The sequence below is a fragment of the Hymenobacter gummosus genome (assembly GCF_003970915.1).
Classification (GTDB): domain Bacteria; phylum Bacteroidota; class Bacteroidia; order Cytophagales; family Hymenobacteraceae; genus Solirubrum; species Solirubrum gummosum.
In genome coordinates, this window is record NZ_RXOF01000009.1 from 180,781 (window position 1) to 195,684 (window position 14,904).

The window sequence follows — 14,904 nt, forward strand, 5'->3', positions numbered from 1 at the left end:
CTGAGTGATTGTCAGAACGAGCTTCACTCATTCACTCAATCACTCAGTCACCGCTTACGCCGGTACGCCGAACGTGATGGACAGCTCGAAGCCGCTGGTGGTGTTGCCGGTCACGGTGGCCAGCTCCAGGCTCACCCCGTCGCTGAACACGTTGTCGGAGCTGTTGGAGGTGTAGCCCGTCATGCCCTTGCTGTAGCCATTGACGGCGGCCACGGCCGAGCCGGTGCCCTCGGGGAAGGCAATCTGGGTGACTTTCAACGACTGCCCACTGGCCGAGTAGATGTGCACGTGGATGTGGGTGGCGCGGCCCGAGTACCAGCCCGGGAAAATGCTGGTGAAGGTGACCTGCCCGTTGCTGTTGGTGGTTTGCCGTCCGCGCAGGAAGTGCAACGCCTGGTAGTTGGTCGACTGCATGCCGGTGCCGCCGTACTCGGAGTAGTTGCCGTCCCGGTCGCAGTGCCAGATATCCACCAGCGCGCCGGCCAGGGCCGCGCAGCTGTTGTTGGTGTTGGTGACGTTGATTTTCACCGTCAGCGGGTAGCCGGTGCGGCCGTCGGTGATGTCGGAGCGCACGTACGAGGCCGGGGCTTTCGTGGGGAAGGGGCCTTCGGTTTCGGTGGGCGCCACTGCGCAGCTGCCCGAGCCCGTGGTGCCGGTGCCCGTGCTGCCGGTGGAGGGCGTCACCTCTTCCGACTCCTTGCCGCAGGCCGTGAGCAGTGCCGGCGCCGATACCGCGCCTACCAGTAAGCTTTTCAGGAAGTGCTTTCTTTCCATGGTCGTGGGGAGTAATAGGGTGAGTGACTGATTTGCTAAGCCGAAGTTGGACTTATTCGTTCTGCTTGGCAGTCCACAATCGACGTTCGGCCCCTCCCGCTCGACGGATGTCCGGCTTCTGCCGCGCCCGGCCGGTTCGCGGTGTTAGTTCCGGCCGCGCAGCCGGTTAGTCGGTAAAATCAGCCTGATTTGGCCCAAGGCGGCGGCGGACGTACCCCTGGCAGGCAGCAGTAGCCGCGGGGCGGCTACCCCGAACAGGCGCCACAGTCTGCCCTCTGGCCCGTTCTGAGGTGCCGGCGCCGGTGAAGTCAGGTTGGGTTGTATTGGTATTATTCCGGCGAATAGAACGAAGAAGGCGGGCCCGGGGGGGCTTATGGTCCCGGCAGCGAGGGGGCCCGTCGGCACATGCCGGGCGCTGGTCGATTAAGGACCCGTTTCCGCTGCCGGCCGCCGCACCTTTGCTGCTGCCAAGCCCCAGCCGTTGACCGTTACGAGGGGCGACTTTGTTGTTTCACCTTCAGTTCGACAATCCATGAAACCCTGCCTGCTTTTCCTCGGCGACCTTGGTGGTGGCGAGATTATGCTCATCCTGGTCGTCATTCTCGTGTTCTTCGGGGCCAAGCGCATTCCGGAGCTGGCCCGCGGCCTGGGCACGGGCATCCGCGAGTTCAAGGATGCCTCCCGCGAGATTCGCAGCGAAATCGAAAACGCCGGCCTGCCCGCTTCGGCCGCCCCTGGCAGCCACCCGGCGGCCTACGCCCCTGCGTCGGCTCCGGCCCCGCTGGTGCAGCTCCCGTTTGGGGGCCCCGAGGCAGCCCGCCCGGCCGGGCCCGCCGCCTAAGCCCGGGCAGCCCGGCCGGGGCCCGAAAACAACTCAGCCCCCGCGGTACCAGAGGCCGCGGGGGCTGTTTTTATATCCCTGTAGGACGCGCTACTCAATCACCAAGTCGTACTTGCCGAGCAGCCCCGGCAGCCCGTCCAGGGCGAAGCGCGCCTTGGTCAGCACGTTCTGCTCCGGGTCGAGGTGCAGGCCGGTGGCCGTGCGCAAATCGGCGCCGCCGAGCCGGGTTTGCTGGAAAACGGCCCCGTCGAGCGTGCAGCCGGCAAAGCTGGCGCCCGTCAGATCGGCGCCGGTGAAGTCGGCTCCGCTGAGGGTGCACCGTTCAAAGCGGGTGCCCGCCAGGGGCTTGCCCGCAAAGGAAGCGTAGTCGAGCTGGCAATCCTCAAACTGCACTTCCAGCAGAAAGTCGCGGCAGGCGGCCAGCGGCAGGCCCGTCAGCTTGCAGCCCACGAAAGTCACGTGCTGCAGGGCGGTGCCGGTCAGCGAGGCCAGGGCCAAGTTGCAGCGCTCGAAGCGGCAGTCGGTGAAGCGCCGCCGGTCCAGCCGGGCGCCGGCAAAGTCGCAGCCGACGAAGTGCTGCAGCTCCAGCTCGGCTTCGGCCATCAGCAGCTCGGCGGCGGTCCAACGCTCGTGGACGTGGTCGGCGGGAAAAACGAGGGTGCGGGGCCGGGCGGAGGTGGGACGACGGGACTTCATAGGCAAAGAAAAAGGACCAGAGCGCGCGTGCGCAGCCCCGGCCCGAACAGGCAGCCCGTCACTCACGCGGGCCGCTGTCAAGATGTTAGTACTGGGCGCTGGCTACGGGGGCGTCGCCGGCTACTTCCTGCAGGTTGCGCAGGCCCTTCTCAAAGTCGGAGCCCACGAAATGGTCCATCAGCAGGCCCATGTAGCGGCTAAGCGGGTTGTAGCCCATATCCGATTCCATCACCCAGCTGATGCGGGTGCCGTGGCCGGCTGGTTCCAGCTGGTAGGAGCAGGTGGCGGTGCCTTCCTCCATGAAGTTCATTTCCGCGTCGATGCGGCGGGCGGGCACGCTGCCGGTGATGGTGAAGGAGCCGTTGCCCACGTCGCTATCCGCGCTGGTCCAGGCGTAGCGGGCGCCCACACCGGCCGCCGGCCCGGAGTAGGTCAGCTGCATCTGCGGGTCGAGCCGGTGCCAGGGCGACCATTTCTCCCAGTTCTTCAGGGTATTGATTTGCTCAAACACCGTGCTCGGCGTCGCATTGATAACCCCGCTGCGCTCTACGCGCACCCGGCGCGGTAGCAACTGCGACACGAGCGACAATACTACCACCAGCGTGAGCAGGCCCAGCCCGGTTTTCTTCAGCGTTTTCATGGTTTCGACCAGCGTTATCTATGCTGGCACGAATATAGAATTTGCTAATAATTTTGGCAATAAATACTAATAAAAATATCGGACGCGAGTTGCTCAAATGAAAGCCCGGGAAGCAGCTAACCTTGCAGATGGCTATTGAGTTACCGCTTTCGGAGCTACTCCGGCCGTTCGGCTTTGGAGGCGGGGTACTGCGGATTCATACCGGCCAGGGCGTCGCGCAGGGCAGCGGCCACGAAGTAGGCCTTGTACCAGTTCTGGTCGGCCGGCACAATGTGCCAGGGGCAGGCGGCGGGGCTGCAGTGCTCGAATACGTCCTCGTACACGGCGCGGTACTGGGGCCACTGCCGGGCTTTTTCCTCGTCGCCGGCCTCGTATTTCCAGTGCTTGGTAGCATCCTGCACGCGCTCCAGCAGCCGCGCCCGCTGCTCCTCTTCCGAGACGTGCAGGTAGAATTTCAGCACCGTGGTGCCCGCCTCGCGCAGCAGCTGCTCGAAGTCGTTGATGCGGGCGAAGCGGCGGCGCGCCTCGGTGGCATTTACCAGGCCCAGCACCCGGGTGATGAGCACGTCCTCGTAGTGCGAGCGGTTGAACACGTGAATCATGCCCTTGGCCGGCGTGCGGGCGTGAATGCGCCACAGAAAGTCGTGGGCCAGCTCGTCCTTGCTCGGTTCCTTGAAGGAATGCACCGCCACGCCCTGCGGGTTCAGGCCGCTGAACACTTTACGAATGAGCCCGTCCTTGCCGCTGGCGTCCATGCCCTGCAGCACCACCAGCACGCTGCGGCGGTTTTCGGCGTAGAGGCGCATCTGCCAGTCTACCAGCTCGTTCTTGATGCGCTCCAGCTGGCGCAGCGTATCGTCTTTGTGGAAGTCGGCGGGGGCGCGGGTCGGCAGCTTCGTCAGGTCGAAAGCGGGGGTAGCCATAAGCAGGGGCAGCAACGGTTCAGTGGCTGTACGCACCCGGGCCCCAAAGAGCTGCCGGGCGGCCCGCCCGGCCGTTGCGGACCACGTTTGCCCCGCTTCAGCGCTGCGCTACCAGCCAGCGCACGGCTTCGCCCTCGTCGGTGAACTGGTTGACGGAGCAGTTGCTGCCGTGGGTATAGGGCAGGGCCGGCAGCGAGTCGTCCTGCACGTGGTCGGCCTGGTGCGGGCCGATGAGGAAGGCCAGGTAGGTGTGCCCGTGCAGGTGCTGCCGCAGCGTGGGGTAAAACACCTCCGTGAGCCAGTGCACGTCGCGGGCATCGACTTCCACGCGGCGGCGCGCGTCGATGAGCCAGCGGCGGCAGGTGTCGCAGCCGGTGGCGAAACGCAGCATTTCCTGGTAGCCGGCGCGCAGCTCGCCGGAGTTGACGGGCCGCGTCCAGCGGGCTGCCACCAGCCCCAAATCGGAGCGGTGCTGGAGCAGCAGGTAGTCGGCGGAAAGCACGGGTAATGCCATACGCAGCACAATTCAGCAGGTGGAACACAAAACAGCGGCAGCCGAAAATACGGTGGCGGCGGCGCAAGTGTTCGGCGGGGCCGGCGGCGGTAGCGGCTAAGGGTGCCCGATGCGGCCCTACGCACAGCGGCCCCGCCGCATCCTAACCGAATGCCGCGGGGCGCCAAGATACGAGCAATACAAAGACGGGAAATACGGCTTCGCTAACGAATTGAGCTGGGGTAATGTAATGGCGGGGCACTTATTCCACGTGGTGCTTCTGGTTGAAGGCCTTCACCGCGTCGGATTTTTCGTTGGCCTTTGTCACAATCAGAATAACGGGGCGCGGGTTCGGCTCCGAGGCGCTGGCGAAGGAGCGGGCCTGCTCGCCCTTGAACACGCGCATGCTGCTGATGTCGCCGGGGTTGAGCTGCTCCGCGGCGGCTTTGCTGATGGGCTGGCCGTCGAGGTAGTACTGAGCCTGGTCCATCCCGCCGGCCGGGCTGCTGGCCTGGTCCCGGGCCCCCGGCCGGTTCGTCATGACGATAACCGTGCCCTTGCGGCCGGCCTCGCCGAATTTCTTGACTGGCCCGTCGCCCACGGCAAAGCCGGTGATGACGCTGGGCGGCAGGGCCCGCAGCTGTTCGGCGGTGGCGGGCTGCTGGTCAATGAGCACCAGCCGGCCACCGATTTCCTCGTCGCTGAGGCCTTTGCCGTCGAGCAGCTTCCGGTACATGGCTTCGGTGCTGGTCTTGTGCTTTTCCAGCGTGGCCGGGTCGCCAATCTGGATGCCGTACTTGGTTTTCAGCTCCTGCACGGCGGGCGTATTAACGCCGGCTTTGGTGAAGGCAAACATCAGCCCGTCGTCGAGGCGGCTGCCGTAGTCGCGGCGCAGGGCTTCGAGGTCGGCGCGCTGCCCGGGCTTGTTGCCCTTGTAGATGTGCATGGTGAGCAGGTTGCTTTCCTGGGCAAACACCTCGGCTTCGGTGGCGGGGCGCCCGTCGAGCAGGTAGGTCAGCTTGTCGAGGCCGCGGGCGGCGGCCGTGGCATTGGGGCGGGGCTGCGGCGTCTCGGTGGCCTTAGGGGTTGCGCAGGCGGCAGCCAGCAGCAGCAGCAGGCCCAGGCCGGCGGCGTAGCGCGTCAGCTGCCGGGGCGAGGACTCGGGGGTATTCATCATTTGAATGCGGTTTTTGAGGGTGATAAAAGAAAACGGAGTGGTAAAGGCAGGGGCCGCCCCGAGCGTGCTCAGGCGCAGCAGGCTGTACTGGTAGGTTTTGGCGGGCAGCTCACTTTCGCGCAGCACGGCCGCGTCGGCAATGAATTCGAGGTTTTCCTGCACGGCCCGCAGCCACAGCCAGGCGGCCGGACTTGCCCAGGCCAGCGCCCGGTGCAGGTGCGCCAGCAGGGTATCGAGGCTGTGCAGCTGGCGCACGTGCACCCGCTCGTGCAGCAAGATGGCCGGCAGCTCGTCGGCCGCGTGCCGCGCCGGATTCAGGTAGATGTGCCGCCCGAAGGAGAACGGGCTGACTGGCGCCTGTACTGCCCGGAACGCGGCCCCGGGCTGGCGCACCGGCCGGGAGGCGCGGTGCAGGCGCCAGAGCGCGGCGGCCTGCACCAGCAGCAGCCCCAGCATCAGCGCCGCGCCCGCGCCGTAGGCCAGCAGCCACCAGGTTTCGGCCGAAAGGGCGGCGGAGGGGGCTGGGGCGGCGCCCGCGGCGCCCTCCTGCAGCAGCGGCAGCAGGTTCAGCCGCCGGGCTGCGGCCGCCGGGGCAGCGCGCAAACTCAGGGCGCTCAGGTCGAGGGCGGGGTAGAGGGCGGCCAGGGCCAGGCTGCCCAGCAGGTAGAAGCGGTTGAGCCGGTGAAACGTGAGCCGGCGCAAGGCCAGGTAATACACGCCCAGCAGCAGCAACAGCGCCAGTTGCATCTGGGCCAGGTAAAGCAACGGGGCCGGTATCATGACTGTGGCTTGTGCTGGTCGGGCCCGTCCTCAATCATGCGCACGATTTCCTTGAGCTCCTCGGCGCTGATTTTCTGCTCCTTGGCGAAGAAGGACACCAGCTCTTTGTAGGAGTTCTTGAAATAGTCGCCCACCAGGCTGCTCACGAAGCGGCGGCGGTAGTCCTGCTCGGCAATGAGCGGGGTGAAGCGGAAAGTGTTGCCCAGCTTCTCGCCCTGCAGGTAGCCCTTGCGCTCCAGGTTGCGCACCGTGGAGGCCAGCGTGGTGTAGGGCGGCCGCGGCTCGGGCAGTTGCTCCAGCACGTCCTTGATAAAGCCGCCGCCTAGCTGCCAGAAGGCCCGCATGGCCTCTTCCTCGGGTTGAGTAAGTCGTTCCATATTCAGCTTATTACGATTTGTTCGTAATTCTACGAAAGTTTCGTAACAAGGAATGCGCCGGGGCGAAATATTTTTTTGTATAAATAAAAAAAGCCCTTTTACGCTGCGTAGAGTGACTTTCTAACACGTCCTCCTTCATCTGGCGTACGGCGCCGCCGAACCGAAGGTCGACGTAGTCAAGGACCTTCCTCGACCTCGCACTGCCGTTGCCAACAAAGCTCAGACGCTGCGGTAAGAACGACGAAAGCGCAGCCACCAAACGACCGGGCGTTGGTGGCTGTGCTTGATGTTGGTGCATCGGCTTAAAAGCGTCGGCACTTCGTAAGGAGCGGCGGTGCGGGGTGCGAGGAAGGTCCTTCGCTTTGCTCAGGATGACGTTCTTTTTTGTCGCCCGCCAACCCGGTTTACCAGATTTTGGCCCGCTCGCCCTCGGCGCGCACCATTTTCTGGCCGGGCTGGCAGCCAAAGGCCTGGTAGAACTCCGGCATGTTCATCAGCGGGCCGATGGTGCGGTACTGCCCGGGGGAGTGCGGGTCGGTCAGAATCTGCTGACGCAGGGCTTCGGGGCGGATGTTGGTGCGGCGCAGCTGGGCCCAGGCCAGGAAGAAGCGCTGCTCGGGCGTGAAGCCGTCGATTTTGGGGCGCGGTTTGTCGCCGTAGGTTTTCTGCAGCTGCTTCTGCAGGGCCCCGTACACGATGGTCAGCCCGGCGAAGTCGGCCAGGTTTTCGCCCATGGTCAGCTTGCCGTTCACGTGCACCGAGTCGAGGGGCGAGAAGGCGTCGTACTGGGTGCCCACGATGGCGGCGCGGCGGTTAAACTCGTCGTTGTCCTCCTTGGTCCACCAGTCGCGCAGGTTGCCGGCGGCGTCGTACTGCCGGCCCTGGTCGTCGAAGCCGTGGGTCATTTCGTGCCCCATCACCCCGCCGATGGCCCCGTAGTTGACCGCGTCGTCGGCGTCGGGGTTGAAGAACGGGGGCTGCAGGTAGCCGGCCGGGAAGACGATTTCGTTCATCGGCGGGTTGTAGTAGGCATTCACCGTGGGCGGCGTCATGCCCCACTCGTTGCGGTCGATGGGCTGGCCGAGGTGGCGCAGGTTGTCGCGCGTTTCCCAGGCGCGGGCGGCTAGCAGGTTGGTCAGGTAGGAGCCGCGGGTGATGACGAGCTGGGAGTAGTCCTTCCACACGTCCGGGTAGCCGATTTTGACGCGCAGGGCATTCAGCTTTTTCAGTGCCTCCTCCTTGGTGGCCGGGCTCATCCAGGTGTTCGAGCGGATGTGGTCGGCCATCGACTCCTTCACGTTGGCCACCATTTCCAGGGCCTTGGCCTTGGCCCGGGGCGAGAAGGCCTTGTCGACGTACAGCTGCCCGAAGGCCTCGCCCAGGTAGGCGTCGGTGGCGGCCAGCATGCGTTTCCAGCGCACCTGCTGGGTTTTGGCCCCGCCCAGCACCTGCTGAAAGCGGAAGGCCTCGTCGACGTAGGCTTTGGGCAGCGCCCCGCTCACCGAGCGCACCAAGTGCCAGCGCAGATAGGTTTTCTGGTCGGCCAGCGGCTCGGCTTTCACCAGCTTGTTCAGCTCGTCGAAGAAAGCCGGCTGGCCCACCACCAGCTCCTGGGCCGCGCCGAGCTGCATGGCAGCCAGCAGGCGGGGCAAATCGAGGGCGGGGTAGCGCTTGGCGGCGGCGGCCACCGTCATCTTATTATAGTTGCTCTGCGGGTCGCGCAGCTCCACGGGCGTGCGGGAGGCCTTGGCCAGGCGCATTTCCAGGCGCTCCACCACGGCGGCGTTCTGCTGGGCCGTGGCCTCGTTGTCGCCCAGCTGCCCGAAGGTATTGCGCAGGTAGGTGCGGTAGGCCTCGCGGATGCGCTTGCTCCGCTCGTCGTCCTTGAGGTAATAGTCGCGGTTGGGCAAGGTCAGCCCGCCCTGGTTCAGCCCCACCACGTACTGGGTGGAGTTCTTCTCGTCCACGTCGACGCCGATGCGGAAGTAGGCGCCGGTCTGCAGGATTTTCTGGCGGGCCAGGCCGACGATGAGCCCGGTTTTGTCCTTGATCAGCAACAGGCGCTCCAGCTCGGGCCGGAGCGGGCGCAGGCCGTCCCGCTCAATGGCCACCGTGTCCATGGCCGTGGCATAGAAGTCACCGACTTTCTGGGCGTTCGAGCCCATGGTCGCGCCGGTGTTGGCCGCGGCGGCTTCCAGAATGCTGCGCATCAGCGCCTGGTTGCGGTCCTGCAGCAGGTTGCGCGGCCCCCAGCTGGAGGCGTAGCTCGGAATGGGGTTGGCCTTAAGCCAGGCGCCGCCCGCAAACTGGAAAAAGTCCTCGCAGGGCGACACCGAACGGTCAATATCAGCCACATCGATGCTGAGGCCGCGGACTTCGGGCGCGGCGGCCGGGGGCGGCGTGGCAGCGGCCGGGGTGGTGCTGGCGGTGCTGGCCGGCGTGGTGGAGGCGCAGCCGGCCAGCGCCAGCAGGCCCGCCGCGGCGGCCAGGCGCGGCAGCAGAATCGACGTTTTCATAGCGTCTGAAGGGGAATGGAGTGAGAAGGGAAGGACTTGAAAGACCCCCGGCCCGGCGCTGGGGCTGCACCGGGCGGGCGGCTGCCCGAAGCTAGCCCCGCCGCCGTAATTCGGGCCGTAGCTCATCCATTCGTGCTACGGTCCTGTTATCTTGCAATGAACTCGGCCCGCGCTCCTCACATGAAACAAGCTCTATTTCTTGCCTCGCTGCTGCTACTGGGCGCTGCTCCCCTCCAGGCCCAGACGCCGCCCGCTCCGGTTGCCGCCGCGCCGGCCAACGTGGAAGCGGATTTTCTGAAAGTGGCCAATGCCGCCGCCAGCCTGATGAAGCGGCTGATGGCCCTGCCCGCCACCGCCACCGCCGAGGCCCCGCTGCTGCGCGAGTGCAACGCCCTGTGCCAGCGGGGCCGCCTCGTCACGCCGGCCTATGCCCAGTGGCTGCGCAGCCTCTCCAAGGACGAGCTGCAAACGGCCGTGCAGCACCTGCGCGCCAGCGCCTTTGTGCAGTACTTCGGCCCCCTGCAGTACGACCCCAAGTTCGAAGCCCGCTACAAAGCCAGCCCCGCCGCCGCCGATATGATGCTGGCCCTGCTCAACGCGTTGGACTTCGAGCGGCAGTAGGTTTTTGAATGGGGAAGGAGGAAAGAAGAACGTCATCCTGAGCAACGCGAAGGACCTTCCTCGAACCTTGCACCGCCGCTGATGCCACTGTGCAGACGTTAATCAGCACCAACTGACAAGCGCAGCCACTACCATTTTCGGTTAGTGGCTGCGCTTGTTACTACCCGCTGTGAAATAGCGTCTGCGCATTGGCATCAGCATTGGTGCAGGGTGGGAGGAGGGTCCCTCGCGTTGCCCAGGATGACGTTCTTCCTCCTTCCTCATTCCTCCTTCTTCATTTAATTAAGCCTTAGCGGCTGCCCCGCGGCTTGGCCCGCTCGTACTGATTGGGCCAGGGCACCTCGGTGCCCAGCTCCTGGGCGGCGTGCAGCGGGAAGTACGGGTCGCGCAGCAGCTCCCGGGCCAGCAGAATCAGATCGGCCTGGCCGTCGGCGAGGATGGTTTCGGCCTGCTGGGCGTCGGTGATGAGGCCCACGGCGCCGGTGGGCAGGCCGGTTTCCTGCCGGATGCGGGCGGCAAACTCCACCTGGTAGCCGGGCCCGACGGGAATCGGGGCCTTGGGCACGTTGCCGCCGGTGGAGCAGTCGATGAGGTCGACGCCGCGGCGCTGCAGCTGCCGCGCCAGCGCCACCGAGTCGTCGGCCGACCAGCCGCCCTCGGTCCAGTCGGTAGCGGAGATGCGCACCAGCAGCGGCAGCTCGGCCGGCAGGGCGGCGCGCACCGCCTCGGTGACCTCGAGCAGCAGGCGAATACGGTTCTCGAACGAGCCGCCGTACTCGTCGGTGCGCTCATTGCTCAGCGGCGAGAGAAACTCGTGCAGCAGGTAGCCGTGGGCGGCGTGGATTTCGATGACCTCGTAGCCCGCCTGCACGGCGCGCCGGGTGGCGGCTTCAAAATTGGCTACGACCCGCCGGATACCGGCCGCGTCGAGGGCCTGCGGGGCGGTTTCGGCAGGGGCGAAGGGCTGGGCGCTGGGCGCCACGGTGGGCCAGCCGCCGGGCGCCGTGGGCGGAATTTCGGCGCCGCCCTTCCAGGGGCTCTGGTGGCTGGCCTTGCGGCCGGCGTGGGCCAGCTGAATGCCCGCTACCGCACCCTGGGCCTTGATAAAATCGGTGATGCGCCGCAGAAAGGGCAGGTGTTCGTCCTGCCAGATGCCCAGGTCGTCGGGGGTGATGCGGCCTTCGGGGGCCACGGCGGTAGCCTCCTGAATGACGAGGGCCGCCCCGCCCACGGCCCGGCTGCCCAGGTGCACCAGGTGCCAGTCGTTGGCGAAGCCGTCCTGGGCCGAGTACATGCACATGGGCGAAACGACGAGGCGGTTTTTGAGGGTGACGCCGCGCAAAGTCAGCGGCGTGAACAGATGAGCCATAACGGAAACGGGTAAGTCCCGGCATACGCAGCCGGGCCGGCCGCTGATACGGCCGGGCTACCTGCCCAACCGCCGGCGCCCCGCATGGTTCAGGCCGCGGCCGCTCCTGGTTACCTGCAGGCGCCCCGCCCGCCGCGGCCCGAGCAAGGCCGACTGCGTATACTCGCGGGCCGCTTTATCCCCTTTACCATTGCCCATGCGCACCGTCAAGCAGCAGCACCGCGCCGTCAGCGCCCCCATTGCCGATCTGGTAACCTACCGCGCCCTGCCCACCGAGTCCGTCGAGCACCTCGACCCGTTTCTGTTTTTGAACCACCACGGCCCACAGACCTATAAGCCTAATAACCGCGGCCTGCCCTTCGGCCCGCACCCGCACCGCGGCTTCGAAACGGTGACGTTCATCCTGGAGGGTGACATCATGCACGAGGACACCGGCGGGCACCAGAGTATCATCAACGCCGGCGGCATTCAGTGGATGACGGCCGGGCGCGGGCTTATCCACGCCGAAGTGTCGTCGCCGGAGTTCAAGCGTACGGGCGGCCCGCTCGAAATTCTGCAGCTCTGGGTGAACCTGCCCGCCAAGGACAAGCTCACCGAACCGCGATACATCGGCCTGCAGGCCCCCGACATTCCCACCGTCAGCCTCGACGAAGGCCGCGTGCGTATCCACGCCGTGTCGGGCGAGTGGGCCGGGCAGCGCGGCGCCGTGCAGCCCCTGGCCGATATTCAGCTGGCTACCATCGACTTTCAGGCCGGCGGCCAGCTCACGCTGCCCATTCCGGCCGCGCACACCATCTTCTTCTACACCATCCGCGGCCGGCTGCGCGTCAACGGCGAGGAAACCGAGGCGCTGCGGCTGACCGAGTTCAACCACGACGGCGACAAGCTGCACATCGAAGCCTTGACCGACGCGGTGCTGCTGCTGGGACACGCCCAGCCCTTCCTCGAGCCCATCGTGGCCTACGGCCCCTTCGTGATGAACACCGCCGCCGAAATTCAGCAGGCCTACCAGGACTACCAGGCTGGCAAGTTCGGCCAGTGGCGGGGCTAGGGGCGGATTCCGCGCTTCAATAAAAAAGGCCGCTGCAGTGAGTTGCAGCGGCCTTTTTCGTGGTTTGTTCAGGCCAGTAGCCAGGCAATGGCCTCGGCCTCGTCGTCGAAATTGCAGTAGCTGATCTGGTGGCGCACCGGCACCGTCACGGCCGCCGAGGCGTGGCGGGCAGCCGCGTCGTGGGGCAGCAGCACGGCCCGGCGGCGGTAGTTGCCCGGCCCGATGGCGCGCGGGTACCAGTGCTCCTGAATCCACTGCTGCTCGGCCGCCGAAAAGGGCACCATGTAGCGCTGGTCGGCCAGGATGCGGCCGTGCTGGGTTTCAATCAGCCAGGCCAGCGTCTGCTCCATGATTTCGCGCCGCTCGACCACGTCGTACCCGTTGGGACGCCAGATAAGCCGCAGAAAGCCCCGGGCATCGTCGACCAATCGGGCGGCCCGGTTCTCAAAGTAAGTGGACTGCTGCGCCATAACGTATACCATATCCAGTGAAATTCGGTGGGCAAAACCGGCCGCCGCAACGCCCCCCGCGCCGGCGGCCCCGCAGCAGGCTGCGCGGCGGTGCTCGTCAAAAAACACAATTTTCGGTGAAATGGTTTGCTATTGGCCAGCGGGCTTTCAGCCATAAAGAGGCCTTACAAGCGTTAGCACGGCACTTTTATAGTAACGTTGCTAGGAAAATAACAATTTATTTCGCTGATAATATTACCATTTTATCTTCCCGATTTGGTAAACTTGTAGAATCGTCCGGTGCTCTGCCGGGCGGGCAACGGACTGCATAACTACATCTACCAACAAGTCGGGGCGTGAGGAAGTGGATTACCCTGGTAGGGGCCTGGTTATTGACGACGCTGACGGCCGCCACGGCCCAGACGACGGGCATTGCCGCGCCGCAGCTGGCCGGCTGCGACGCGGCCGTGCAGGAGTTTATGCAGCGCTGGGACATTCCGGGCGCCTCGGTGGCCATCAGCAAGGACGGCCGCCTGGTGTACGAGCGGGGCTTCGGCTACGCCGATTTGGCCCGCACCGAGCCCATGCGCCCGGCCCACTTGCTGCGCGTGGCCAGCGTGTCGAAGCCCGTTACGGCGGTGGCCATCCTGAAGCTGGCCGAACAAGGCCGCGTGGCACTCAATCACCGCGTCTTCGGCCCCGAGGGCTATTTGCAGAGCGCGTATTACCTCGACGTCATTCAGGATAAGCGCATCTACGACATTACGGTGCGCCAGCTGCTGGAGCACACCGGCGGCTGGAACCGCAACGCGGGCGTGGACAACCTCTCCAGCTCCGACCCCATCGATTTTCCGCTGCACGTGGCCCGGACCATGCAGGCCTCGAACCCCGTGGCCGATACCACCCTGCTGCGCTTCGTGCTCAGCCGGGGGCTGAACTTTGCGCCCGGCAGCCGCTTCGCCTACTCCAACATGGGCTACCTGGTGCTGGGCAAAATCATCGAGCAGGTGACGGGCCGGCCCTACGCCGCCTGGGTGCAGGACAATATCTTCCGCCCCGCCGACATCCTCGAAGCTCACCTGGGGCGCAACCTGCTGACCGACAAGCAGGAGCGCGAAGCCGAGTACTTCAGCAAGCGGGTGAGCGAGTCGTGCTACGGCACCGGGCAGAAGGTGGCCATGCCCTACGGCGGCTGGAACCTGGAAGCCATGGGCGCCCACGGCGGCTGGCTGTTCTCGGCCCGCGACCTGGTGCGCTTCATGCTGGCCGTCGACGGCAACCCCTCGCGCCCGGACCTGCTCACGGCCACCAGCATCGACACCATGACGACCTCCGACGAGCCCAACCGCCGCTACGCCAAGGGCTGGCTCGTCAACAAGGACCGCAGCACCTGGTGGCACACCGGCTCCCTCGACGGCACGGCCAGCTGCGTGGTGCGCACCGCCGCCGGCTACACCTGGGCCATCTTGCTGAATGGCCGCGCCGTGCCCAACCGCTTCTGGCACGACCTGGAAGAGCTAGGCTGGGACTGCCTGCGCGCCGCCGACAACCGCTGGCCCGCCTACGATTTGTTTGCGCCCGCTCAAAACGCCAGCCGGCTGCAAGCCAAGACCCTGAGCCCCACCGCCGCCCGCCTGAGCTGGCGCAACGGCTCCGGCACCGACCGCCTGCTCATCCTGCAGGAGCAGGCACCCGTGACTGAGTTGCCCCAGGACGGCACCAACTACGTGGCCGCCACCAGCTTCGGGCAGGGCGCCAGCCTGGGCCGGGCCGCCGTGGTAGCCGCCGGCCCCGACAGCCTCGTGACCGTGCGCGACCTGCTGCCCGGCCGCACCTATTTTGCCCGCCTCGTGGAGTACCGCCAGGACACCATCACCGGCCAGCACCCCGTCTACGCCCTCGACGGCAACCCGGTGCTGGAGTTTCGCACGCCGGCTCAGCCGCAGGTGGTGGCCAAGGCTACCAAGCCGGCCAAGCGCGGCAAAACCACCCGCCACACCGCCAGTACCCGCCGGCGCAGCCCCAAGCCCACTGCCCCGGCCGCGGTCAAAGTCGACGCCAAAGCCGTGGTTCCGGCAGCTTCCAACGGGGAGCGGCCCGCGGCTCAGTCTTACTGGGCCCGGCTGTGGTCGGCTGGGCTGAGCCTGCTGAAATAATTCGGGATATTATTTTCAGATTCTGAGCAGCTTGCGCGGAT

The 14,904-nt window shown here is 65.9% G+C and carries 14 protein-coding genes; 4 read left to right on the forward strand and 10 right to left on the reverse strand.

The annotated features are described in order from the left end of the window. Nucleotides 1-54: 54 nt before the first annotated feature. On the reverse strand, nucleotides 55-774 hold the full coding sequence (locus EJV47_RS16380; protein ID WP_126694252.1) for a dioxygenase family protein: 720 nt from the start codon (nucleotides 772-774) through the stop codon (nucleotides 55-57). 532 nt (nucleotides 775-1,306) lie between these two features. Between EJV47_RS16380 and EJV47_RS29150 the strand changes: the two genes are divergently transcribed. Next, the gene (locus EJV47_RS29150) at nucleotides 1,307-1,615 is read left to right on the forward strand and encodes a Sec-independent protein translocase subunit TatA/TatB (RefSeq protein ID WP_126694253.1); all 309 of its coding nucleotides are present in this window, start codon (nucleotides 1,307-1,309) and stop codon (nucleotides 1,613-1,615) included. A 90-nt stretch (nucleotides 1,616-1,705) separates the two neighbouring features. Here EJV47_RS29150 and EJV47_RS16390 read toward each other — a convergent pair whose 3' ends face one another. The 7 genes from EJV47_RS16390 to EJV47_RS16420 form a co-directional block, all read right to left on the reverse strand. Further along, nucleotides 1,706-2,311, reverse strand: a complete 606-nt coding sequence (locus EJV47_RS16390) for a pentapeptide repeat-containing protein (protein ID WP_126694254.1) — start codon at nucleotides 2,309-2,311, stop codon at nucleotides 1,706-1,708. 85 nt (nucleotides 2,312-2,396) lie between these two features. Continuing rightward, on the reverse strand, nucleotides 2,397-2,951 hold the full coding sequence (locus EJV47_RS16395; protein WP_126694255.1) for an SRPBCC family protein: 555 nt from the start codon (nucleotides 2,949-2,951) through the stop codon (nucleotides 2,397-2,399). Between the two features lie 155 nt (nucleotides 2,952-3,106). After that, complete coding sequence (locus tag EJV47_RS16400) at nucleotides 3,107-3,874, reverse strand: PPK2 family polyphosphate kinase (RefSeq protein ID WP_126694256.1); 768 nt, start codon at nucleotides 3,872-3,874, stop codon at nucleotides 3,107-3,109. A gap of 97 nt (nucleotides 3,875-3,971) precedes the next feature. Then, the gene (locus EJV47_RS16405; protein ID WP_165903791.1) at nucleotides 3,972-4,376 is read right to left on the reverse strand and encodes a hypothetical protein; all 405 of its coding nucleotides are present in this window, start codon (nucleotides 4,374-4,376) and stop codon (nucleotides 3,972-3,974) included. 253 nt (nucleotides 4,377-4,629) lie between these two features. Then, the gene (locus EJV47_RS16410; protein WP_126694258.1) at nucleotides 4,630-6,324 is read right to left on the reverse strand and encodes a M56 family metallopeptidase; all 1,695 of its coding nucleotides are present in this window, start codon (nucleotides 6,322-6,324) and stop codon (nucleotides 4,630-4,632) included. Then, the gene (locus EJV47_RS16415; RefSeq protein ID WP_126694259.1) at nucleotides 6,321-6,701 is read right to left on the reverse strand and encodes a BlaI/MecI/CopY family transcriptional regulator; all 381 of its coding nucleotides are present in this window, start codon (nucleotides 6,699-6,701) and stop codon (nucleotides 6,321-6,323) included. The genes EJV47_RS16410 and EJV47_RS16415 overlap by 4 nt, the downstream gene beginning before the upstream one ends. A gap of 404 nt (nucleotides 6,702-7,105) precedes the next feature. Beyond that, complete coding sequence (locus EJV47_RS16420; RefSeq protein ID WP_126694260.1) at nucleotides 7,106-9,217, reverse strand: M13 family metallopeptidase; 2,112 nt, start codon at nucleotides 9,215-9,217, stop codon at nucleotides 7,106-7,108. 180 nt (nucleotides 9,218-9,397) lie between these two features. Between EJV47_RS16420 and EJV47_RS16425 the strand changes: the two genes are divergently transcribed. Then, entirely contained in the window at nucleotides 9,398-9,838 is a 441-nt protein-coding gene (locus tag EJV47_RS16425; protein WP_126694261.1) for a hypothetical protein, read from the forward strand. Nucleotides 9,839-10,127: 289 nt separating this feature from the next. Here the strand turns inward: EJV47_RS16425 and EJV47_RS16430 are convergent, their stop codons facing one another. Beyond that, nucleotides 10,128-11,207, reverse strand: coding sequence for an NADH:flavin oxidoreductase/NADH oxidase (locus tag EJV47_RS16430; RefSeq protein WP_126694262.1), 1,080 nt, complete (start codon nucleotides 11,205-11,207; stop codon nucleotides 10,128-10,130). 196 nt (nucleotides 11,208-11,403) lie between these two features. Between EJV47_RS16430 and EJV47_RS16435 the strand changes: the two genes are divergently transcribed. After that, nucleotides 11,404-12,258 (forward strand): pirin family protein, encoded by an 855-nt coding sequence (locus tag EJV47_RS16435; protein WP_126694263.1) that lies wholly within the window; start codon nucleotides 11,404-11,406, stop codon nucleotides 12,256-12,258. A gap of 68 nt (nucleotides 12,259-12,326) precedes the next feature. On the opposite strand, the gene EJV47_RS16440 is transcribed toward EJV47_RS16435, so the two are convergent. Beyond that, nucleotides 12,327-12,740, reverse strand: coding sequence for a hypothetical protein (locus EJV47_RS16440; RefSeq protein WP_126694264.1), 414 nt, complete (start codon nucleotides 12,738-12,740; stop codon nucleotides 12,327-12,329). A gap of 323 nt (nucleotides 12,741-13,063) precedes the next feature. On the opposite strand from EJV47_RS16440, the gene EJV47_RS16445 reads away from it, so the two are divergent. Then, nucleotides 13,064-14,863: a serine hydrolase domain-containing protein gene (locus tag EJV47_RS16445; RefSeq protein WP_126694265.1), complete on the forward strand. Its 1,800-nt coding sequence runs from the start codon at nucleotides 13,064-13,066 to the stop codon at nucleotides 14,861-14,863. Nucleotides 14,864-14,904: the final 41 nt, after the last annotated feature.